Origin of the sequence: Bifidobacterium commune (assembly GCF_900094885.1) — a bacterium.
Taxonomy (GTDB): domain Bacteria; phylum Actinomycetota; class Actinomycetes; order Actinomycetales; family Bifidobacteriaceae; genus Bifidobacterium; species Bifidobacterium commune.
Window position 1 is genome coordinate 190,610 of the sequence record NZ_FMBL01000001.1, and the last position, 22,427, is coordinate 213,036.

Below are 22,427 nucleotides of genomic sequence, written 5' to 3' on the forward strand. Positions count from 1 at the left end.
GGGCGGAAAGGTCCGGATGCTGGATGTTTGGAAAGATTCCTCTTGCGGTGCATTGATACTTGACATAGGCCGGCATACGGGAGGATGAGACGAAGGGAGCGACAATGGCGACAGTGGTGGTGTTTGATTACGGGTACGGCAATGTTCGCTCCATGATGCGTGCGCTCGACCATGTGGGGCTGGACTCGATATTGACCAGCGATAGTAAACAGGCCCTTGAGGCTGACGGACTGGTCGTCCCCGGAGTGGGCGCTTTTGCTGCTTGTATGGATGGCCTGCAGGCCATCCATGGTGGCCAGATCATTCTTGATCGTCTGGCGGCCGGTCGTCCGGTGCTTGGTGTCTGCGTTGGTTTGCAGGTCATGTTCGCACAAGGTGTGGAAGGCGGGACCTCAACGCATGGGCTTGGAGTCGTGGACGGAAGCGTGAACCTGCTTGACGCTGATGTAATACCCCACATGGGTTGGAACACTGTCGAAGAGCCGGAGGGGTCTGTGTTGTTAAATGGCCTTGAAAACGATCGTTTCTATTTCGTGCATTCATATGCCGCTATGGAGGCGCGAATTCCGGGTGAATCACCAAAACTCGTTGAGGAAGATGCCGATTTGGAGTCGGACGGCTATCGTGGCCATGCCCAGCCGAGTATCACCGATGTTGGAACCCAGAAGGTGGGTTGGTGCAACTACGGTCGAAGTCGCTTCGTAGCGTCCTACGAGCGTGGCCCGCTTTCTCTCACCCAGTTCCATCCCGAGAAGTCGGGTGAGGCAGGGGCTCACCTGCTTTGCAACTGGGCCGCAACATTGTAAAACCTGTGATCGGGGAAATGATGGGGATACGATAAGTCGCAGACTGTTGTTGTGCATGGTTTTCGATGCGTGGCAAGTTGCGATATTGTGTTTTCATTGCTGGCAGAACACATAACTGTTTTTATGAGACGTTTCAACATGAAGGAGACAGGATGCTGACATTGCTTCCAGCTGTGGATGTTCGCGGTGGCAAGGCCGTGCGCCTGAGGCAAGGCGAATCTGGTTCCGAAACCGATTACGGCAGCCCGTATGAGGCTGCCTTGACGTGGGCTGAAGAGGGCGCGAATTGGATTCATCTCGTCGATCTTGACGCCGCGTTCGGCACTGGTGATAACCGTGAAAAGCTGTGCGAGATAGGTGAGCGACTTGGAAACACAGTTCACATCGAGATGAGCGGCGGTGTCCGTGACGACGAGAGCATCGAGGCTGTGTTTGAGGCTGGTGCGGCACGGGTCAATATCGGCACTGCAGCATTGGAAAATCCCGAATGGACCGCGCAAATTATCCAGCGTTATGGTGAAAAAGTGGCAGTAAGCCTTGATGTGAAAGATCATGCGCTGGCTGGACGCGGTTGGACCAGTAAGGGTGGTGACCTCTTTGAGACCATGTCCACGCTTGATGAAGTAGGATGCCGACGCTACGTGGTCACAGACGTGGCTCACGACGGTATGATGGACGGTCCGAACCTCGAATTGCTTAGGGAAGTCGCTGAACGTACACCCGCTAACGTCACCGCTTCTGGCGGTATTTCAAGCATTGATGACATTCGAGCCGTGGCGCAGCTGGAAGAGGTCGGAGTTGATGCCGTGATTCTCGGCAAATCACTGTATGCGCATGCTTTCACACTCTCGGAGGCGTTCGAGGCGGTGCGTGACTGAAAATTGGTGTAAAAGTGGAGCACCGGCTTAGTTTCCAGCGTTCCACGGTAACAATACCCGCTTCTGTTTGGGTTCTGCCAGCTTATTGGAGATGTTTTTGGCTGTCGCTTTTAGCAAATCGGCAAGTTTGGGTCCCAAAGCGACCGTTCCTGTCTTGACGACGATGCCGATGGCCGCAACGGCATTCGTTCCTTGGATAAATATTGGAACGGCAATCGAATTGACGGGAATGTCTTTTAAATCAAAAAAGCAATGCGTTTGTGTGTGATTTTTTCCAAAGCCTCATGCACTGATTGTGAATTCGGACATTTGGTTTCTCATGAAGGCCAGATGAAATTGTCGTGGTCCAATACGGCAGACTGCATGGAGGGTGGGGCAAATGCCAACAGCACTCGTCCCACAGCAGTGGGTAACAATGGCAAAATATCGCCGATGTGATAATAAATCGACAACCGTTGCTTGCCGTTGTGACATGGTGAAGACTACGACGATACGATGCAAATCGAGGGTTGGCGGCCTGCGGTGACCATTGATCACGGCACCGATATGTTTGCTGACCGACTCAGCCCGCCGTTGAGCATTGACGAATATCTGGAGGTCAAAGGAGATCATTACTACTCCCACCGGTGAAACCGTACTTGATTTCGGTCAGAACCAGGCAGGCTGGCCGGAGTTCTTCAACCGCGAGCCCGAAGGTACCGCAATCACGTTGCAGGTCGGCGAAATTCTGCAGGACAGCAACTTCTATCGTGGCAATCTGCGCGAGGCTCGTGCGGCTTTTAACTCTACGTCTCTGGTGGGAAGAACTGTGGGTGCGTCCACATTCACATACTACGGGTAGCGCTACGTCAAGGTCACGGACAATACCAAACCGTTGCGGGCTGAGGATTTCCTGGGCAGCCGTCATGTTTCGAAGATGGACGTTACCGGTGGCATCGAAACCGACAACCCTAAGGTCAACCGACTCTTGAGCAACATTCTGTGGAGTCAGAAAAGCAACTGCTTCGATGTGCCGACGGACTCTCTGCAACGCGACGAGTGTCTCGGCTGGTCGGCTGACGCCGCTGTATTCTGTTCAACTGCGTTGCTGAATATGGATTCCTATGCCTTCTACAAGAAGTATGCCAAGGATATGCAGATCGAACAGAATCAGCATGACTGCATGCTCCCCGTGTTTGCCCCGGCGATGCCAACCTGTAGACCGATGAAGATTTCATCGCATCGGTCTACTACTACCGTTTCAGTTCCATTGTCGCGCGCACGACGGAACTGCTCGGCTTGTGTGAGGATGCCGAGCATTGCGAGGTACAGGCGGAGACCATCAAGGAAGCCACTGCGAAGGAATTCATCACTGCCAACGGCCGTCTATTAATCGACACCCAGACCGCCTATACTTTGACGTTGTACTGCGATTTGCTGCCGAAGCACCAGCAACAGTGCGTGCTGAACAATCTGGTTGTGCAGTTAGGAAAGGACGATAATCGCCTGAAAACCGGATTCGTTGGTACGCCGCTGATTTGTCAAGTTCTTTCCGGTACCGGGCAGCATAAGCTTGCGACCCAGTTTTTCCTCAACGAGGATTTCCCGGTCTGGCTTTATGCGGTCAACCTTGGTGCGGCTACCGTTTGGGAATGTTGGAATCCGGTGCTTGCCATTCCATTGTCATGACCGTGCAGATGCTGTTCGGGCAAGAAGTGAGCGTGAGGCTTCCGCGCTCGCAAGGTGCCGAAATCGTCGTCAATGGCGAAGCGTGCGAAAAGCAGCTGGTGCTGACCGGCGGAACATATCGGATTTCATATCGACCCGACACGACTATATTGAATACTGCGACCTCGGCATGTTGGTGTCGGCTATTATGTCCGACAAGGAATTACTGAAGCAGCTTGAACCCATCAATGGTGTCTTTGGATTCTTGCAACAGGATGGCAAGCTTGATAATTTTGGTTCGCTTTCCCTGGTTACGATGAACACGATGTTTCCATTCGTTAACATTCTGTCGGAGGAATTCGACGAAATCAAGGCCGTGATGGACAAGACCCCTCTCGAAAGTGAAAGGAGGTTCCTTGGTGAAAGGAGCACTCTTTGATTTGGGCGGCGTGATCGCCGATACTGCTGTCTACCATCTTAAAGCCTGGAGCAAGCTGGTGAAAGATCATTTCGACCGTGAACTTCCCGACAAACTCGAAGAGAAAACCTCAGGGGTCAGCCGTACCGATTCCTCAAGGTGATTCTTGATTATCTTGATTCACAGTTCCACTGGATCAGTTCGATGAAATGGCTGCCAAAAAATGAGGCGTATCGTGCGCTTCTGACAGGTTTGACCGCTGTGCCGATATTCTCCCCGGTATTCCCGAACTGATTGCCGCGATGAAGGAGCGCGAGGTCAAGCTTTCTCTGGCGTCGGCCAGTATGAACGGTCCTTTCATTCTTGAGAAACCTGATCTGTCGGATGCCTTCGACGCCATTGCCGATCCGAGCAAGGTCGCCGAAGGCAAGCCCGCTCCGGACATCTTCCTTGCCGTCGCGTCGGCCATTGGTCTTGATGCCGGCGATTGTGTGGGAATCGAGAATTCGGTTGCTGGCATAACCGCCTTAATGCCGCTGGAGCGTTTTCGGGTGGGTGTCAGCAGCCCTGATGAACTCGGACAGGCAGGATGCTGGTGCCAAGCACTGCGTAGCTTCGATTCGATGGCATCGAACAAGCTTGGCAACGTCGCTGAACCTCGAATAAAACCTCGAAATCGGTTAGCCGCACCGAGCATGCTGAAATTTCGGTAGCTCGAATGTCTGCTGACCGGTTTTGCGTTTCGAGCCATGTTGGTAAGGTGAGGAAACGTACAATCACCTCGTCATCCTTGCCGACTGGCATTTAACTGAAATGTAATAGTGATGTGAGACCATAGTAAGTATGGATAAACAGCAAGAGTTCGCTTTGCGTACCGTTGAGGAACGCGACGTGCGATTCATTCGTTTGTGGTTCACCGATGTGCTGGGGACGTTGAAGTCCGTGGCCATCGCACCTGCGGAACTTGAGGATGCCTTCGAGGAGGGCTTGGGCTTCGACGGCTCGGCAATCGAGGGTATGACTCGTGTTTCCGAGGACGATATGATCGTCAAGCCCGATCCGTCGACGTTCCAGTTGTTGCCTTGGCGCGACGGCCCTCAAGGGACGGCACGCATGTTTTGCGACATTCTGACTCCCGATGACGAGCCGTCGTTGGCCGACCCGAGACACGTTTTGAAACAAGAGCTCGACAAGGCCAAGAAAAAGGGCTTTACCTTCTATGTTCACCCTGAAATCGAATTCTATCTTTTCGAGCAGCAGGACGATTGGGGCATGGTTCCCAAGCCCGTTGACCATGGTACATACTTCGATCACGTTCCGCGCAGTCCGGGGATGGATTTTCGCAGGGCCGCAGTCAATATGCTTGAGCAGATGGGCATCTCCGTCGAATACTCGCATCATGAAGTGGGCCCGGGCCAGAACGAGATTGATCTGCGCTACGCCGACGCGATGGCGACTTCCGACAACATCATGACCTTCCGTACAGTGGTTAAGGAGATTTCGCTGGAGCGCGGCATCCATGCAAGCTTCATGCCCAAGCCCCTGACCGACGAACCGGGCAGCGGCATGCACACCCATCTTAGTCTTTTCGAGGGGGATTCGAACGCCTTCTACGAGGCCGGCCAAGAGTTTAATATGTCGTTGATCGCCCGACAGTTCGCTGCAGGCATTTTGTACCATGCCCGTGAGATCAGCGCCATCACCAATCAGTATGTCAACTCCTACAAGCGACTTTGGGGCGGCAAGGAAGCCCCAAGCTACGTGTGCTGGGGTCACAACAACCGTTCGGCGCTGCTGCGTATCCCGCAGTATAAGCCCGGCAAGGGCAATTCGGCCCGTATGGAATTCCGTGCGCTTGATCCAGTGGCCAACCCGTATCTGGCGTTTTCGGTGCTTCTGGCATCCGGTCTCGACGGCATTGAGCAGAAGATGACCCTTGGCGAGCCGACTAGCGATGCTGTTTGGGATATGACGGATGCTGAGCGCAAGGCGATGGGTATCGAACCGCTGCCCCAGAACCTTGACGAGGCCCTCAAGGTCATGGAGAAGTCCGATTTCGTCGCCGGAATTCTAGGTGAACATGTTTTCGAATACTTCTTGCGCAACAAGCGTCAGGAATGGGAAGATTACTGCCGTCAGGTCACACGTTACGAGCTGGAAAAATTCCTGCCGAAGTTGTAGGCGATTCGGTCGGGGGTTGGAATCCACCCACCCCCTAATGGTTGGTTTGCCGGTTGTGAATGCGCATGGTGTCCGTCATGGGCGTCGATGGTGAACCGTCTTCGCCCTATGAGGGAAGGAAACGCATGACGTTGGGGGTTGATGAGCCGATCCGCGGGGTGAACCTCGGCAATTGGCTGGTACTGGAGAAATGGATGTCTCCGGGACTGTTCACTGAGTGCGGCGAAGACGATGAAATCTGGATGCATAGGAGCATGGATCCGCAGCGCTTGAAGGTCAAACTCAAGCAACATCGCGACAAATATATTCGTTTTGAAGATTTTGAGGCCATCGCTGAGCATGGCTACAACCTTGTGCGTCTGCCCGTTCCGTATTTCGTTTTTGGTGATGTTGAAGAACACCCTGGTTGCATCGCATACGTGGATGATGCGTTGCGATGGGCGAACAAAACCGGTCTGAAGGTCTTGCTGGATCTGCATACCGTCCCAAGGTCGCAGAACGGGTTTGACAACGGCGGTCTCATAGGGGTCTGCAAGTGGCACAAGGATCCTGAAGCAGTCGAATATGCCTTGGATGTTTTGACCCGGTTGTCCAGGCGTTATCGAGACGATGAGGCCCTGTACGGCATCGAAGTGCTTAATGAGCCAGCTGATTGGCGTGCGTACGCGACTTCCCCTTCCACCGGTCAGGCCAAAAACAAGGACGAAGCCGAGGGAAGCGGCTACATTCCTATGGGATTCCTCAAGGATTTCTATCGTCGTGCCTACCAGATGCTTCGTCCGATTTTGCGAGATGAAACCGTGATTGTGTTCCACGACGGTTTCCGGCTGCGTTTCTGGGGAAACTGGTTCAGCCGACAGGCGATGCGCAACGTCATGCTTGACACGCATGTCTATATTCACACGCTGGAACAGTTCTTGCCGCTGCGAAACATGCTGGTCTATAAGTGGTATATCGCGTACAACAAGCGGATGATCGCGCGTGCTGCCCGCCATATTCCGGTGGTTGTCGGTGAATGGAACATCGTCAATGACTTGGCAGACCGCAAGGCAGATGGAGCGGGGAAGGATGAGGGGCGTGTAAGGCGTGATATCTACCGCCAAATAGCTCGTTTCGAGTTGTCTGCGTGGGAGGTCTGCGCCGGTCATATCTATTGGAGTTACCGCTTGAAGAGAAACTGGCGGGAAGTGGACCCGGACGGACATGGTGGTAGCGAGGACTTCGAGGCATGGGACCTGACCCGAGTTTGGGCGCATCGTTGGATGGGGGATGGAAAGCGAGGGCGGTAGCCGATCTTTGGCTGCTAACTATTTACGTGGATCTCCGAACCAGTTGTTGTAGATTAAGGCGAAATTGCGGTTGCCGTAGCTGGAGCAGGAATCACCTTCGCCGAAACCTGCCGCCAGCGAAGCCGTGTTGGGCTGATAGGGTGTGTAGACATAAAGCAGGGCAGTGGCGGAATTGCGGATGTAAACCTGAGAGCCGCCGCAACTTTTGTTCGGGTGATACTGCACGTAGTTGAGTGTATTGGGATGATAGGCGTATTGGTTTTCGTAGGCTTGGTAATACTTAAACCGTTTGGCGGAGCCATAGACCTGGCGGAAGAAGCCAGCATACCGAGGGTCGCAATCCGCGTCATCAGGACAGCTAAGGCCCATGGCGGACTTGTATTGAAAGTCGCTGGGGTTGGCGGTACCGATGAGATGCTGCTCCTTCTGCATGACGGTGAGCAACACTTTTTCGCTGATGCCGCATGCTTGCGATGATTTGTAAATGATGGCGCTTGCGGTTTCCGCCTTGGCGCCCTTGTATGCCTTGCACAACTCGTCGGCCGGCATATCTTCGGTGTCAAAGGTTTTCAGTGGCAGGCAGTCGGACGAGGTGCAGTTTGGGCCATGCTTGATGATGAAGGCCTGTACCTGGGCCTGGCTCATGGCGTCTGGATTGAAGAACTGAGCGTCGGAAATGATATTGCCTGGGTCGAAATCGTACTTTTTGACCAGCGCTTCCTGTTGTTTCTGCGCATCCGTGACTTCGATATGCCATTGGACCATCCGAATGAGTCCCATTACCAGTGCCATCACGCAAATCATCGCGATGATGCCGAAAAGTGTCACCCCGACTTTGGCGGGGGTGTCAGCCTTGTTCCACTTGCGTTTGCAGGACGTAGGGAATGCTTTGGGGGATTGCGAACGGGGACGAGATTTCGAAGATGGTGCCACAGCTCCAATGCTAACGCGCGCCGTGAATGTTGAACACGGTGATTCGCATTATGAGCGATATTCGGTTTTTGACAGCTGGACGGAGAACGGGTTTGCATATATCGCTGTACAGAAATGAGTGTGCTGTCTGATCGATGCACGTCTAATAAGTACGCAGCATGGCCTTGATATGTCCGTATGCCTACGCTGATGGGTACGGATGAGATCACTGTTATGATTCCAGCAGTTTACGAATGCGCTTGAGACTGGCGGGTGATTTCGTACCCAGTTCCTGCGCCCACAGCGAGACATAAAACTCCTCCAGCATCCAGCGGGCCTGTTCCACTCGTGCGCCAAACGATTCTCGTTTCGGTCCTGCAGGTTCGCCCTTGAGCTTTTCTTTTGCTTCAGCGACCACAGCTTTGGCTTCATCGGCTTCCCAGGCCCAGCGTACATCGCGGTTCTTGTCGACTTTGGCCTTGTCCAGTCGCATCAGATCGGCGTGAAGGTATCGTTCGATGTTTGGCAGCGCCTCTGGTGGTGTTTTGCCGATGAAACCGGGATAGACGAGTGTGGCGATATGTTCCCGCACCGATTGGAGAACGGCCAGCATTGCCAGATCGGCTTTTCCCGCCACTGCTGAGTCCACGACCGCGTAGCGTTTGAGAATGGCAATGACATCGTGTGCCACCGAATAAACGGTATCTTCAAAAGTCTGCGTGACATCGTTGATGGCTTCGGCCAGTGCTGTGTCGTCCGTCAGTTGGTCGATGTGGGGAAGCAGTCGTTTGACAGCCGCAAGTTCGAGGTCGTCAACCAGCTGTTTCGTGGATTTGTAGGGTGCGCTGGCCAGCATCAACGCCTCTGCGCTAAGCCAGCGAGACGAGATGCGCGCCTCGGGCAGTTTGAGCTTTTCGCACGCAGCTTGCCATAGCATCTCGGCACGGGAAGCCGTGGTGGCTCCTGCCTTGTGCAAAAGATTTGCCTGGGTAACCGCTTTGCCTTGAGTTTTGGCTTTGTTGGCCTGTCGTTCCACGGTTTTGCGGGCGCTGGCCTGTGCCTGTCGGATGAATTTGCGTTGCAGTTCCGTCAGTGATTTTCCGCAACCCAGCACTCGATAACGTTGGGCTTTGCCCTGTCGTTGACTGCGGAAAGCTGCATCGTCGATGACGGTCGGTTTCTCTTTGCCGTTTGCATTGTGCACTTGTTTGTCGTCGGAGCGGTTGCGGGAGCCGTGTCTTCCTTTTTCGGACAATTCGGGCAGCGGTTCCTCGATGCTGAAGGTGACGCGCAAATAAGGGGGAAGCTTGTCGAGCTGGTCGCTGTTGAAATCCTCAGGATGAATGGTGGCATTGACGCTGTTGATTGCGGTGTAAGTGAAGGCATGTGCAAAATCGGGCCAGCGTATGGTGCCGTTTGCTTTGTCCACCGGTGGTAGGTTTGGTTTGCCTTCTGAGCCCGATCCGGGCAGATTCGGGTACTGCTGATCAAGAGCGGCTCGAATGGTGCGGGCTGTGTCTGGTGCCGGTACGAACTGGACACGCAACGATTTCGGAAGTGACTTGATGTACCCCAAAATCAATTCGTCCAAAAACCCCGGAACATTCCATGTGAACTGCTCAGGTGTCAGTCGAGACAATGCTTTGATGGGGATATGTACCGTCACGCCATCGGCCGGGTCGTTGGGATTGTAGGTATAACTCAATCGCAGGTCGATGGGCAACCCGTCGGTGCCGATTGTGTGCCATTGATCGGGGTAGTCCCGCAAATCTACTGATTCGCGAGATTGCAGACGTTCCACCTTTTCCGGGTCGAAGTCAAGCAGGTGAGGTTGCGTACCGTGGATGGATTTAACCCATTTGCCCAGATCGGCCACGTTGGTCACATCTTGCGGGATAACGGCATCGTAGAAGTCGAACAGGTCCTCATCGCTGGCGGAAGCGGAAACTTGCCGTGTTCGGTTGGTGTCGTCTACGGCATCCTGGAGAACGTCTCGGTTCGCGTCGATGAAATCGTCATAAGGGAAGCGCTGCTGAATGTCCCCTTCGACCAAACCTTGGCGGATAAGGAAATCACGCGCTTCCTGAGGATTGATACGGCCCCATTGCACAGGTCGGTTCTGCACGATAGGCAAGCCGTAGAGCAGAACTTTCGAGCTTGCGATGGCACTGCCTCGCAAACCAGACCAATGTGGCTCGGTGTAAGTGACACGTGTGAGACTTCCCGCCAGTGGTTCGGCCCAAGCGGGATCTATGGCAGCGGAATAACGTGCCCAAAGTCGTGAGGTTTCCGTTAGGTCTGTTGACATCACCCACGGCGGTGTTGACTTGGAAACCGACGAAGCCGGAAATAGGGCAAAGTGCGTGCCTCGTGCACCTTGATACTCATTCTTGGACTGCTTGGCCGCCCGTTTCATGGCGCGTGCCTTTGCTGCCCCTTTAAGCCCGGAGAAGTCAGACGCCTTGGGTTCGCGTACCACCTGCATGCCCATCATAGAGAGCAAGCCGGCGAGCATCGACGAATGAATGCCCTGCGTATCCCAGGAACAGCATAGTGAATGCGCCGCCTGCTGGTTGATGGGCAACATGAGGATTTCCGGAGTCGGCCGTGAAATCGGCTGAGGCTTGCCTACTTTGAAATGCATCTGTCGACACATCTGCCGTAGTTGTGAAACCAAATCACGCCATTGGCGCAACCTGATGAAACTGAAATATTCGGACTTGCAAACCTTGCGCAGGTTGGCATTGCTGATGCGTTTGCCGTCATCGCCTTCGTCGAGACCGAAAATGTGGTCCCATATATTTAGGGCTGTGAGGAAATCGCTGCTTTCATCGGCGTAGCGATTGTGCACGCGGTCGGCTTCTTCTCGAATCTCGTCAGGCCGTTCTCGCGGATCCTGCAAGCTTAGGAATGCAACGATTACCAGCACGGCAGCCAGTGTGTTTGGAGTCGCCTTATGCGCCGCTTCGAGAATCATACGGCCCAGCCGGATATCGATGGGGATGCGTGAAAGTTGGCGTCCGGTGTGCGTTAGGCGTACTTCGCCGTGTTTGCGGGCGATGGCGCCGAGTTCGGTCAGCTCGTTGAAACCGTCGGAAACCGAACGTGTGTCTGGCGGGTCGATAAAACCGAAATGTGTTACATCGTCTGCGGTGTGGGCTACACCTACCGAAAGCATATGCAGTACCACTGCTCCAAGTGAGGTACGTAGAATCTCGGGTTCCGTGAAACGGGAACGGGACTCGTAATCGTCCTTTGAATACAGACGGATGGCGATGCCGTCGGCTATGCGTCCGCATCGGCCGCTGCGCTGGTCGGCGCTCGCTTGGCTGATAGCTTCGATGGGCAGACGCTGCACCTTGGCGGATTTGGAATATCGCGAGATGCGCGCTTCACCAGGGTCCACCACGTATCGAATGCCGGGAACGGTCAGTGAGGTCTCGGCCACGTTGGTGGCAATGACGATGCGCTGATGTGGATGATGTTCAAAAACGCGATGCTGTTCCTTGGATGAGAGTCGGGCATAAAGAGTAACGATTTCAAGTGCGTCGGGGCGGCGCATGTCCGAAGTTCGGGTGCCGAAATGGTGACGGATAGCGTCTTCATACTCACGGATGTCGCGCTCGCCGGAAGCAAAGACGAGAATGTCTCGAGCGCCGTTGTCGTGGGAGGAATGGATGACCAGCTCCGCACAGGCCCGTGCCACGGCTCGAGGCACGTCTTCGTTGCCGGTGGATCCGCTGCCGCCGCGGCCGTCGGTTCCGTTCGTGGATCTGATCTCACCGTTCTCGTCGGGAAGTGACCCGTCGGCAAAACCCGGCACATGCTGCATCAAGGACGGCATTGCGCCAAGCGGTTCGTATAGGATTTGCACAGGATAGGTGCGACCGGAAACTTCGATGACGGGCACCTTGGTGTGAAGTGTGTCCTCGAAATGCTCCTTGAATTTTACCGAGTCGATGGTCGCGGAGGTGATGATGAGCTTGAGATCTCGGCGCTTGGGTAGCAGTGCGGTGAGGTATCCGAGCAGGAAATCGATGTTGAGACTTCGCTCGTGCGCCTCGTCGATGATGATGGTGTCGTAGCGAGATAGTTTCGGGTCGTGCTGGATTTGGGCGAGCAGAATACCGTCGGTGACTATGCGTAGGCGGGTTTCAGGTGAACTCTCGTCTGTGAATCGTACTTGGTAGCCGATTTCCTTGCCGAGTTCTACGCCCATCTCGTCGCAGACACGCTCGGCTACCGTGCGTGCGGCCAGACGGCGCGGCTGTGTGTGCACGATCTGATGGCCGTGAGTACCACGCCCCATCTCAAGCATCATCTTCGGTATCTGGGTGGTCTTACCGCTTCCGGTCTGGCCGGAAACAATAACAACCTGCGAATCCCGAACGGCCTGCTGGATTTCGTCATGTGCCGCGCTGACCGGCAGTTCTTGTGGATATTGGTATTTCATGTGTGTCTCTATTGTACGCATACGGCCAGTCGGATATTGGCAAGGGCCCGATGGCGCCATCGCGGCTGTGTGCATATCCCGTCACGGATTGCCCCTGTTGTCTGGGTGCTGTTCTGACAGTGCCCGTGTGTGGCATACGCCCGTATTGACGGTTGTACGCGTTATTGCTAATTGCGACTTACTTCGATAATGCGATAGCCTTTTGAACTCGCATATTTTCCGACTGTGAACTCCTCGCCAAGTTCGGCATCGAGCCACTTGATTAGCGAATCGCTGCCCAGGTTCTTCTGCACGACGAGATAGGCATATCCGCCGACCTTCAAGCGGGGGAGCCAAGACATGAGCAGGATGTGCAGTTCTTCTTTGCCTACCCGGATCGGCGGATTCGACCAGATCAGATCGAAAGTCAGGTCCGCCGGGATGTCCATGGCAACGCCGGTGTGCACATGGTCCAGTCCAAGGTTACGGGCGTTGGTCGCCGTCAGATCGAGTGCCCGTTCGTTGATGTCAAGTGCCCAGACCTCAGCCTCGGGCGATTCCAGCGCCATCGCCAGTGTGATTGGTCCCCAGCCGCATCCGATATCGAGAAATGTGCCGTTTCCCGGTGCTTGCGGTGCTTGTCGGAGTAACACCGAAGTGCCTAGATCGACGCGGTGCGAGGCGAAGACCCCATTGGAGACTTCGACATCGACCTTATGTCCGCGTAGGGAAACAAGCAAGTGTCGGCGCACATCTTGGGAAGTGGGAACGGCCGAAAAATACTGTTCCGCAGGCTTCTCGACGATGTTGCTATCATCTGTGCGATTATCTGGCTGATTGCGCATGGTTCCCCGTTCGATTCTCATGCCCGTTGGCGTCTTGGTTTCCTGCACAGGGCAGGACTTCAATATTAGTTCCACACAGGAACAGTGAAATGCGTTCACCGCTTCGAATATGCTGGTAAAAGAGAATGCATATCGAAAGGTGTTTTTTTGACAGTCGAAGAAGATCGCGAGACCGACAAGGACGAGGTGCTCGCGCATCAGTCCGACATTTTGCAGGAACACTCGGATGGATTGGCTTCGGGCGCCGAGCAGTGGAACGAACGTGAATCGCGTAACGAGCTCAAGCATGTTTCCGGTTTGGGCGAGATGCAGGACGTCAGTGATGTCGAATACCGAAAGGTTCGTCTTGAGCGGGTCGTCTTGGTGGGAGTGTGGTCCAACGCCGACACCACCATTGAGCAGGCTGAGGAATCTCTTCGTGAGTTGGCGGCTCTGGCGCAGACGGCAGGTGCCGTGGTCTGCGACGGTGTTCTTCAGCATCGTCTCAAGCCTGACGCCGCAACGTATGTCGGCCGTGGCAAAGCCGAGGAAATCTCCGGTATCGTCGCACGGTGCGAGGCTGATACTATCGTCGTCGACGGCGATCTGGCCCCAAGTCAGCGTCGCGCGCTCGAGGACGCCGCAAAAGTAAAGGTTGTTGACCGTACAGCTGTTATTCTCGATATTTTTGCAGCTCATGCCACCAGTCGTGAAGGCAAGGCGCAGGTTGAGTTGGCGCAGCTGGAATACATGCTTCCGCGTCTACGTGGTTGGGGCGGTTCGTTGTCCCGTCAGGCTGGTGGTCAGTCGGCCGGTGTCAACGGCGGCATCGGTTCCCGAGGTCCCGGTGAAACGCAGATTGAGCTGGATCGTCGTGTTATCCGAACCCGTATCTCGAGGCTCAAGAAGCAGATTCGTCAGATGGCACCGGCCCGAGCAGTCAAACGCGGCTCGCGGCATCGTTATGGATTGCCCACCGTGGCGGTGGTGGGCTACACCAATGCCGGCAAATCTTCGCTGGTCAATCGCCTGACAAACTCCGGCGAGTTGGTAGGCAATGCGCTGTTCGCCACCCTCGACACGGCCGTTCGGCGTGCCAAAGCCGGTGATGGGCGGCTTTATGCCTATGTGGATACCGTCGGGTTTGTTCGGCGGTTGCCGACGCAGTTGGTTGAGGCATTCAAATCCTCGCTCGAGGAAATCGATGAAGCCGACGTTATCTTGCATGTGGTCGACGCTTCCACGGTTGACCCGTTCGCGCAGATTGAAGCGGTGAACGACGTGCTTTCCGGCATCGACGGAGCATCCGACATTCCCAGTATTCTTGCGTTCAACAAAGTTGATCAGGTCGATCAGGCCACGATTGATCGCTTGAGTAATATTCGCCCAGATGCTGTCATGGTTTCAGCAGCCGACGGCAGCGGTGTGGAAAAACTGCGGATTGCCGTGGAACAGCTGTTGCCCATTCCAAAGGTTCATGTCGAAGCGTTGTTGCCTTATGGGGACGAGGCGGGTTCTTTGCTTTCCCGCGTGCGTCAGTATGGCAAAGTGGAGAAAGAAGAGTATCTTGCAGAAGGTGTCGCGATTGAAGCGGATGTCGACTCCCACTTGGCGGCGCAGGTGATGGGTTTGGCGGTGGACTGAACCAAACGTTTCGACGAAATAGAATGTGCAGCAGTGGATGTACTGGACGTCTTCTGTCTTTGTGGAGGCCCCGTCGCCCCGACATGTCGTAATGATCATGATTTTGCCCGTAATATTTTCGCCAACAGTGTTAATTCCGGAGCGTATACATACGGATCGGCGCACCTTTGCGTTGCATTGCGTCGTATTTGCGACTTTCCCGCGGTTGCCGTGTTTTATGAACTCCCCGTGCTACAGTGGAAAACACTGCAGATGTTCGTCCGCCGTCGTACTGAGACTGATTGGGCGTTTGCCGGTGGCCGTGGAAGTGTGGATTGTCTAACGGTCGATCCAGTTTGCGGTAATCACAATGATGAGGTTGCATGGCATGGCAGGTATGTTCACGCCGTTGCATGCTTGTCGGTTGTGCCAAGAAAGGTTCTGCTGCGCTGAAAGGCTAAGACCGGCGCCGGATGTCTTTGTAAACATTCATTTTGAAAGGGTTCAGTTATATGGCCAATTCGATTAAACCAACCAAGCTTGCGATCATCGGTGCCGGTGCTGTCGGCTCCACACTCGCCTTCGCTGCCGCCCAGCGTGGTGTCGCGCGCGATATCGTGCTTCAGGACATCAACAAGGATCGCGTAGAGGCCGAGGTGCTCGATATGCAGCACGGTTCGAGCTTCTATCCTTCTGTCTCGATTGAAGGTTCGGATGACGTGGAGATTTGCCGTGACGCCGACATGGTCGTTATCACCGCCGGTGCTCGTCAGAAGCCCGGACAGACTAGGCTTGATCTGGCCGGCGCGACCATCGACATGATGAAGTCCATCGTCCCGGGCGTTATCAATGTCGCTCCGAACGCAATCTACATGCTTATCACCAACCCTGTTGATATCGTCACGCATGTCATGCTTAAGCTTTCTGGCCTGCCGGTTAACCAGATTTTCGGCTCCGGCACCAACCTGGATACCGCGCGTCTGCGCTTCCTGATTGCCGAACAGACCGGCGTCAACGTTAAGAACGTCCATGCATACATTGCTGGTGAACATGGCGATTCCGAGGTGCCGCTGTGGTCTTCCGCCACGATCGGTGGTGTTGGTATGTGCGATTGGGAAGCTTTGCCCGGACACGAACCGCTCGATGCCGACAAGCGCGAAGAAATCCACCAGGAAGTGAAGAATGCCGCCTACCGCATCATCAACGGTAAGGGTGCTACCAACTTCGCCATCGCCATGTCCGGTGTCGATATCATCGATGCGGTGCTCAATGATTCGAACCGCGTATTGCCGGTGTCCTCGCTGTTGCAGGATTTCCACGGCATCTCGGATATCTGCATGTCCGTACCTACGCTGGTGAATCGTTCCGGTGTCAACTCGCATATCAACACGCCGCTTTCCGACCATGAGCTCGCTCAGCTGCGTCGTTCGGCCGATACGCTGAAGGAAACCGTCGCTAAGTTTGGTTTCTGATCGCTCGACAAATGCGGGTCCTTGTACCCGCTTTCCGATCGGTTGTGCTGATCGGTGATTGATCTGGCAGTCTCATGTCGTCCGCCTTGCTAAGGCGGACGACTTTTTTATGGGCCATGTATATCTGCACCAGCTGCGCTGCCAGGCTTGAGAACGGCGGCTTATCGATGGTTTGAAATGCTAAAGTAGATGAGCGTATTGGGTCGTTCGGTATTGCCGTTTTATGTGAGAATGATTGTCGGTCTCAGTGTCAAAAACACGGCAACATCACAATGTTGTTTGAGTCTTGTTTCCTTAAGCTCAGAGTCTCAAAAGGCTACTGCCATATAGGTTTTGTTCGGTATAGTGTCCTGCGTGCGCGGCTGCGCTGAGGCGGAATACAGAAATGTGTTTTGCTTGGGTGTTTTCGCAAAACCGCTGACCGTTGAGGAACGACGAATCAATAGTCGGAGATGAACCATGAAAGCGCGGGCGGAACGACCAGTGGAGGAACAGAACGATATGAATACCAACAAGGCGAAGGGTAATCAGAATCGACTGATAGTGACTTTGGGGCTGACGTTGACGATTTTTGCGGTTGAGGTGATCGGTGCCCTGATGACTGGCTCGTTGGCGTTGTTGGTCGATTGCGCGCACATGCTTACGGATGTGGCAGTGCTTGCAGCTTCTACGATGGCTGCCGTGCTTATGCGTAAGAAACCGGATAAGGAGCGTACTTGGGGGTGGGCCCGGCTTGAACCGATTACTGCGGGTTTGGGCGCACTGATTCTGATAGCTGTGGGTGTCTACGCTCTGGTTGAAGCGATATTGCGCCTGGCTGGCTTATCCGGTGAAGAGGTGCAGGATATGGGCATGCTGCTCGGTTTTGGCATTTTGGGCCTTGTGTTCAACCTGGTTTCGGTTCTGGTGCTTTCCGATCAGCGTGAAGACAATATGAATATGCGTGCCGCGTTTCTGGAAACTCTCAACGATGCAATGGGCTCGTTTGCCGTAGTTGTTTCGGCAGTTGTAATCATGGTTACCGGGTGGCATGGGTTTGATGCTGTTGCTGGTGGCATCATTGCATTGCTTATCGTGCCGCGCGCTTTGGTACTGATGAAAAACTCTGTGAAGATTCTTCTCGAAGAAACCCCGAGCGGACTTGATCTTGATGAGGTTCGTAAGCACATAAAAGATGTTGAACGTGTCGTCGGCGTTCATGACATCCATGCTTCCACGGTGGCGACCGGCATGCCGATTCTCACCGCTCACGTTGTTGTGGAACGGGGGCTTTCGATGGAACAGGGTGCCAAGATTCTTCATCAGCTACATGACTGTCTGACCGATCATTTCTCGGTTTCAATCCCGCATACGACTTTCCAACTTGAGCCGGAAGGGTTCTGTAGCCTGCAAAGCGAGCAGGTTCATCGTTAAAGAAACGGTGAAACCCTTCAAAGGCGACGTATCGGCCTCAGATTTTACGCAGTACGGTGACGACCTTACCCATAACGGTGGCATAAGTGCCGTCGATGGGCGAGTATGCCGGGTTGTGCGGCATGAGCCACACATGCCCGTGATCTTTCTGGAAGGTCTTAACCGTGGCTTCTCCATCAAGTAGAGCTGCCACGATATCGCCGTTTTCCGCAGTCTCCTGTTCCCGGACGACAACGAAATCGCCATCGCAAATGGCTGCATCGATCATTGAATCGCCATGAACCTCAAGCATGAACAGGTTGCCGTTTCCGGTAAGTCGTTCCGGCAACCGCATCACGTCTTCGACGTGTTGTTCGGCGGTTATGGGGGCGCCTGCGGCAATCCTGCCAACCAGCGGGATGTCGTGGGATTCGGCGATGGCTTCGCTCAAGTCCAGATCCGGGCCGAAGGGGAAAACGTTCGATATATTGTTCGTTTCGCTTACGTTCGGTTCGTTGTCGACCAATTCGATGGCCCGACCCTTGTTGGCATTCATTTTGATGTAGCCCTTTTCTTCGAGGGTCTCCAGCTGATGCTTAACCGAAGAAGGGCTCTTTAGGCCGGACACCTCGCCTATTTCACGGAATGAAGGGGCGAAGCCGTAACGCTGGATATGCTTGCGGATAGCGTCCAGCACTTTTTGCTGACGGTCGGTCAGCGGCTGGTCATGCTCGGAGCGGATGGCGTTCCCGTTCTGGTTCTTGGTGGAGAGGGTGCTCACAGTACTTCCTTTCAGCGTTTGACTTACAGCATAACCCTTTTCGCTTGTGAAATCAAACAGATGTTCGATTCCGGCTTGCAAACATCGAACAAATGTGCGAATATAGAACAAACGTTCGTTAGTACATATGTTCGAAGGAGTGCAAAAATGAGTGAAAAAGCCGGTAAATCAAGTTCTGTTCGTAGTCAGGCGCATCGTCGCCCGATTGCATTTCACCGCTTTGTCGTCGCTCTGATGTTGGCTGCGGTAATCTTGGTCAGTTGGAAGATTGCGGCACCTCATGTCGCCAATTCCGCTGAAGGTGATGCTAATCTCGTCGGATATACCGTTCGTCCCGGCGACACTCTTTGGTCATATGCGACAAAAATAACGCCTGCTGACAAGAACGTGGGGGACACCGTCGATCGGTTGATGCAGCTGAATCAGTTGGATTCCGCCGAGCTGCAACCGGGGCAAAGGCTTGTTGTGCCTGAGGCATAAACGCAGTCTTCGGGGCCTTTGACTAGGCTGAGTACCATGCACTGTCCTTTTTGCCAGAATGATGATACCAAAGTCGTGGATACGCGTATCAGTGAGGATGGCCACTCCATCAGGCGTCGGCGTGAATGTCCGCATTGCGAACGCAGGTTCACGACCGTTGAATCGACTATGCTGTTGGTGACCAAACGATCGGGGAATCTTGAACCCTTTGATCGTCGGAAAGTTATTGTCGGAGTACGTAAAGCATGCCAAGGCAGGCCGATTGATGAGGATGCATTGAAGCAACTCGGACAGCGTGTCGAAGAGGATTTGCGCAGTCAGGGTCTCGCCGAGGTAAAATCCGAGGACATTGGCAGGGCCATTCTTAAGCCGTTGCGTGAGTTGGACGAAGTTGCCTATCTGCGTTTTGCAAGTGTTTATCAGAACTTCAACGGACTTGACGATTTTCAGACGGCAATTAATGATTTGAAGCAGGGCAAAAGTTCCGATAAGTAATGCAAAGCGCTGGTACGGAACTTTGTAACTTGGAGTTCCGCACCAGCGTTTTGCATCCCATTTATATGCTTAGTATCTCTTTATCGGATTTCGTCTGAACGATAACAAGGCGCTGTGTTGGTCTGGTCAGCGCCACGTAAAGGTCAGCTGCACCGGATGGTCTCGATGGGGCGCTTTCTGAAATCGCTCCAGGTTCCGCGAGGACTACTGCGTCATATTCTAACCCTTTAATGGTTTGGGCGTCGCATACGCTTAGCGGTGCGTCGCTGAGTGAGTCGGAAGTGATCCTGCTTTCATACGGGTACTTGCCCATAAGTAAGGAGGCAAGTTCGGGTTCAAGGTGATCGCAAAGTCGGTGATACAGGTTCTGACGTATGGAGCTAACCAAGTTGTTCGGTGCGATAACTGCGACGCGACCAGTTCCGTCCTTGGAGATAAATTGTTGAGCCAAGGGCAACGCCTGCTTCTCGATTGCGTCGAGGAATGCATTTGAAGGTAGGTCGTCATTCAGTGTCACGTACTGGACACTGTCTTCCATCGTGCGTACGCCTTCGTTGGTTGAAACGTACAATCCTTCATTCTGTGCGAACTGTGAAGCAAGTTGCGAGACCTCTTTGGGATTGCGATAATTGATCGTCAGCTCCCTAAGGTCCCAACCGTCGGCACCGAAAAGCCGGTCCATCGTTTTCTCCCAGTGCCGGGTTCCACCCAGTGCGGAGGTTTGTGCCACGTCCCCTACGATGGTAAAGGAACGTGAAGGACAGCGTCGAATGAGCATTCTCCAGTCCATGTCCGTCAGCTCTTGGGCTTCGTCGATCACGATGTGACCATAAACCCACTCGCGATCAGCACCCGCTTGTTCGGCTACGTCTTCGGTGCCCAGACCGTTGATGTTGTCCAATAGCATCGATGAGGTGACGATACCTGAACCGATGCCGGACTGGGCGAGTGTCTCCTTGGCGTATTTTTCTTCTTCCTCTCGTCTTGCTTTGGCGGCAGCTTCGCGTGCGGAGACTTTCGGGTCAGGGCCGAGCAGTTCCATGGCCTCATCAAGCAACGGGATGTCCGAGATGGTAAGGGGGGAGTTCTTTGGCCTTGTTAGCGCATTGATGTCCTGATCCGAAAGCCAAGGCGCAAAACGTCTCAGCTGTTCTGGTTTGGAGAACAGCTGGTCGATAAGCCATGGGGCATTCATGGGCAGCCAGGCCAGGTTCAGTGTCTTGCGGATGTCGTTGTTCATCTTCAGTTGCATCGCAACGTCTGAGATTTCGGACTGTTCGGGTGTGTAATCAAGGTTTTCGACGTATCTGTTGCGCATCGCGCTTAGCACGGTTTTAACGAAGGCTTCACGCGCCCTGTTATGCGGTGATCGTGTGCGCCTGGCGTGGTCGATGGCCGTACGGATATCGACTTGTGTCATTTGAACGTCTGTGCCGTTGATGCGCACGGTCGGCAATGCCTTGGGTATGCGTTCCCGGGCGGCGACGGCATTGGCCACCGCATGCGCCATGCGCGCCTCGCCTTTGAGCTTGGCTGCGTATGGTGTGTCTGTCTCAATGGTTCCGAATCCCGGTACTAAATCACCAATGGTGCGTGAAACTACGCCTGTCTCGCCCAAAGATGGTAGTACCTGATTGATGTAGCGGAGGAATGCGGAGCTTGGTCCGACAACCAATACTCCTGAACGTTCGAGTTTGCGGCGATGCGTGTAGAGTAGATAGGCTGCCCGATGCAGGGCCACTGCGGTCTTGCCTGTTCCCGGTCCGCCCTGTACGACAATGGTGCGGTCAAGCGGAGCACGGATAATGCGGTCCTGCTCGCCTTGAATGGTGGCCACGATATCGGTCATTTTACCCGTGCGCTTGGAGTTGAGAGAGGCTATGAGCGCACCTTCACCGGTGAGCGTGCCGGCCTGCTGGGCTTGATCGACTCGTCCGGAGTTGACGTCGAGCACTTCGTCCTCGATGCCCACAACTTTGCGGAAATTCAGGGTAAGGTGACGGCGCATGGCGATATCGCCATGGTGTGAGGGCGTTGCCTCATAGAAGGGACGTGCGGCCTCAGCTCGCCAATCTGTGAGGATTGGTTCATGGCTTTCGTCGGAAAGGCCTATTCTTCCGATGTAGTGTTTCTGTCCCTTGTCGTTGTCAAGACGGCCGAAAACGAGGCGATCCTCGACACTGCGCAGTTGCGTGAGTCTGTCTTCGTACATCGTGGCGAAGGAATCTCGCTCAGTGCGCATGGTTGGGGATCCGTGTGCACCGGCGGCGCGTACGGCATCGAGGCGTGTTCGTGTCTGCTCTCGCAGGGAGTCCAATCGTCCGTATGCGCGATCGACTTCGTGTTGTTCGTCGTCGATTTGTGAAGAGTAGCTCGACATGTATGTATTCCTCTGATAACGATCGTTTCCGCATCGAATGCTCAAATAAAACCCGAATGCATCATTATAGTCGGCTCTGCGTATCTTGCCTTCCGAGCTGTATTTGTGAATAGTGCAAATCTCGATTCTTCCGGATAAAAAAAGAATAAAGAATCATCGGGGTGTTTGCTGTGTTGCTGGCCCTTTTTGTTTCTTCCATCGAAAGCAAATGGATCGTGAAACCGTGGGGACGTTTTTTCAAAAAAAATACGAAGTTTTAAGATTTTGTGGGGAAATATGGTGAGAAGTGGGGTAAAGTGGTGAACTATTAATATTCTCAGTATGGATTCTTGTGGCGATCTAAGGAGGTGGCAATGGCAGATCAGAGCAATGAACAGGCCAGAAATACTGCTTTTGCCGAGCCTCTGGATGTGTCGA

Annotated in this window: 19 protein-coding genes and 2 pseudogenes; 15 read left to right on the forward strand and 6 right to left on the reverse strand. The window is 54.1% G+C overall.

Translation table 11 applies throughout. The features are described from left to right. Window positions 1-104: 104 nt before the first annotated feature. Window positions 105-806, forward strand: coding sequence for an imidazole glycerol phosphate synthase subunit HisH (gene hisH, locus GA0061077_RS00690; protein ID WP_091847024.1), 702 nt, complete (start codon window positions 105-107; stop codon window positions 804-806). A 152-nt stretch (window positions 807-958) separates the two neighbouring features. Continuing rightward, window positions 959-1,684 carry a bifunctional 1-(5-phosphoribosyl)-5-((5-phosphoribosylamino)methylideneamino)imidazole-4-carboxamide isomerase/phosphoribosylanthranilate isomerase PriA gene (gene priA, locus GA0061077_RS00695; RefSeq protein ID WP_091847025.1) on the forward strand — a complete coding sequence of 242 codons (726 nt, stop codon included), beginning with the start codon at window positions 959-961 and terminating at the stop codon, window positions 1,682-1,684. A gap of 317 nt (window positions 1,685-2,001) precedes the next feature. Here the strand turns inward: priA and GA0061077_RS07285 are convergent, their stop codons facing one another. Then, window positions 2,002-2,136: an IclR family transcriptional regulator gene (locus tag GA0061077_RS07285; protein WP_091847026.1), complete on the reverse strand. Its 135-nt coding sequence runs from the start codon at window positions 2,134-2,136 to the stop codon at window positions 2,002-2,004. Between the two features lie 128 nt (window positions 2,137-2,264). Here GA0061077_RS07285 and GA0061077_RS00705 point away from each other — a divergent pair, with 128 nt between their 5' ends. The 8 genes and pseudogenes from GA0061077_RS00705 to GA0061077_RS00735 all read left to right on the forward strand — a co-directional run bounded on the left by GA0061077_RS00705 (window position 2,265) and on the right by GA0061077_RS00735 (window position 7,219). After that, a complete protein-coding gene (locus GA0061077_RS00705) occupies window positions 2,265-2,525 on the forward strand; it encodes a family 78 glycoside hydrolase catalytic domain (protein WP_091847027.1) in 261 nt (86 codons plus the stop codon). A 75-nt stretch (window positions 2,526-2,600) separates the two neighbouring features. After that, window positions 2,601-2,872, forward strand: a pseudogene (locus tag GA0061077_RS07195) (alpha-L-rhamnosidase-related protein); the annotation flags it as partial. Between the two features lie 24 nt (window positions 2,873-2,896). Next, a pseudogene (locus GA0061077_RS00715) lies at window positions 2,897-3,352 on the forward strand (alpha-L-rhamnosidase-related protein); the annotation flags it as partial. A gap of 169 nt (window positions 3,353-3,521) precedes the next feature. Continuing rightward, complete coding sequence (locus GA0061077_RS00720) at window positions 3,522-3,770, forward strand: hypothetical protein (RefSeq protein ID WP_143249572.1); 249 nt, start codon at window positions 3,522-3,524, stop codon at window positions 3,768-3,770. Further along, the gene (locus GA0061077_RS06700) at window positions 3,751-3,912 is read left to right on the forward strand and encodes a hypothetical protein (protein WP_183193137.1); all 162 of its coding nucleotides are present in this window, start codon (window positions 3,751-3,753) and stop codon (window positions 3,910-3,912) included. The genes GA0061077_RS00720 and GA0061077_RS06700 overlap by 20 nt, the downstream gene beginning before the upstream one ends. A 106-nt stretch (window positions 3,913-4,018) precedes the next feature. Beyond that, entirely contained in the window at window positions 4,019-4,462 is a 444-nt protein-coding gene (locus GA0061077_RS06705; RefSeq protein WP_267886415.1) for an HAD-IA family hydrolase, read from the forward strand. Between the two features lie 130 nt (window positions 4,463-4,592). Beyond that, window positions 4,593-5,930, forward strand: a complete 1,338-nt coding sequence (gene glnA, locus GA0061077_RS00730; protein WP_091847031.1) for a type I glutamate--ammonia ligase — start codon at window positions 4,593-4,595, stop codon at window positions 5,928-5,930. 125 nt (window positions 5,931-6,055) lie between these two features. Then, window positions 6,056-7,219 (forward strand): glycoside hydrolase family 5 protein, encoded by a 1,164-nt coding sequence (locus GA0061077_RS00735; RefSeq protein ID WP_091847545.1) that lies wholly within the window; start codon window positions 6,056-6,058, stop codon window positions 7,217-7,219. An 18-nt stretch (window positions 7,220-7,237) separates the two neighbouring features. On the opposite strand, the gene GA0061077_RS00740 is transcribed toward GA0061077_RS00735, so the two are convergent. From GA0061077_RS00740 to GA0061077_RS00750, 3 genes are all read right to left on the reverse strand, one after another. Beyond that, window positions 7,238-8,152 carry a hemagglutinin gene (locus GA0061077_RS00740; RefSeq protein WP_234696444.1) on the reverse strand — a complete coding sequence of 305 codons (915 nt, stop codon included), beginning with the start codon at window positions 8,150-8,152 and terminating at the stop codon, window positions 7,238-7,240. 211 nt (window positions 8,153-8,363) lie between these two features. Beyond that, the gene (locus tag GA0061077_RS00745; protein WP_091847032.1) at window positions 8,364-12,584 is read right to left on the reverse strand and encodes a DUF3418 domain-containing protein; all 4,221 of its coding nucleotides are present in this window, start codon (window positions 12,582-12,584) and stop codon (window positions 8,364-8,366) included. Between the two features lie 167 nt (window positions 12,585-12,751). Then, window positions 12,752-13,408 carry a class I SAM-dependent methyltransferase gene (locus GA0061077_RS00750; protein WP_091847033.1) on the reverse strand — a complete coding sequence of 219 codons (657 nt, stop codon included), beginning with the start codon at window positions 13,406-13,408 and terminating at the stop codon, window positions 12,752-12,754. A 147-nt stretch (window positions 13,409-13,555) separates the two neighbouring features. Here GA0061077_RS00750 and hflX point away from each other — a divergent pair, with 147 nt between their 5' ends. The 3 genes from hflX to GA0061077_RS00765 all read left to right on the forward strand — a co-directional run bounded on the left by hflX (window position 13,556) and on the right by GA0061077_RS00765 (window position 17,895). Next, the gene (gene hflX / locus GA0061077_RS00755) at window positions 13,556-15,031 is read left to right on the forward strand and encodes a GTPase HflX (RefSeq protein WP_375773979.1); all 1,476 of its coding nucleotides are present in this window, start codon (window positions 13,556-13,558) and stop codon (window positions 15,029-15,031) included. 491 nt (window positions 15,032-15,522) lie between these two features. Further along, window positions 15,523-16,482: an L-lactate dehydrogenase gene (locus GA0061077_RS00760; RefSeq protein WP_091847035.1), complete on the forward strand. Its 960-nt coding sequence runs from the start codon at window positions 15,523-15,525 to the stop codon at window positions 16,480-16,482. 501 nt (window positions 16,483-16,983) lie between these two features. Continuing rightward, a complete protein-coding gene (locus GA0061077_RS00765) occupies window positions 16,984-17,895 on the forward strand; it encodes a cation diffusion facilitator family transporter (protein WP_091847548.1) in 912 nt (303 codons plus the stop codon). A gap of 37 nt (window positions 17,896-17,932) precedes the next feature. Here GA0061077_RS00765 and lexA read toward each other — a convergent pair whose 3' ends face one another. Then, on the reverse strand, window positions 17,933-18,616 hold the full coding sequence (gene lexA / locus GA0061077_RS00770) for a transcriptional repressor LexA (protein ID WP_234696492.1): 684 nt from the start codon (window positions 18,614-18,616) through the stop codon (window positions 17,933-17,935). A gap of 186 nt (window positions 18,617-18,802) precedes the next feature. On the opposite strand from lexA, the gene GA0061077_RS00775 reads away from it, so the two are divergent. Next, a complete protein-coding gene (locus GA0061077_RS00775; protein WP_091847037.1) occupies window positions 18,803-19,135 on the forward strand; it encodes a LysM peptidoglycan-binding domain-containing protein in 333 nt (110 codons plus the stop codon). A 36-nt stretch (window positions 19,136-19,171) separates the two neighbouring features. After that, complete coding sequence (gene nrdR, locus GA0061077_RS00780; RefSeq protein WP_091847038.1) at window positions 19,172-19,630, forward strand: transcriptional regulator NrdR; 459 nt, start codon at window positions 19,172-19,174, stop codon at window positions 19,628-19,630. A 61-nt stretch (window positions 19,631-19,691) separates the two neighbouring features. On the opposite strand, the gene GA0061077_RS00785 is transcribed toward nrdR, so the two are convergent. Further along, window positions 19,692-22,010: a HelD family protein gene (locus GA0061077_RS00785; protein ID WP_091847040.1), complete on the reverse strand. Its 2,319-nt coding sequence runs from the start codon at window positions 22,008-22,010 to the stop codon at window positions 19,692-19,694. Window positions 22,011-22,427 lie beyond the last annotated feature (417 nt).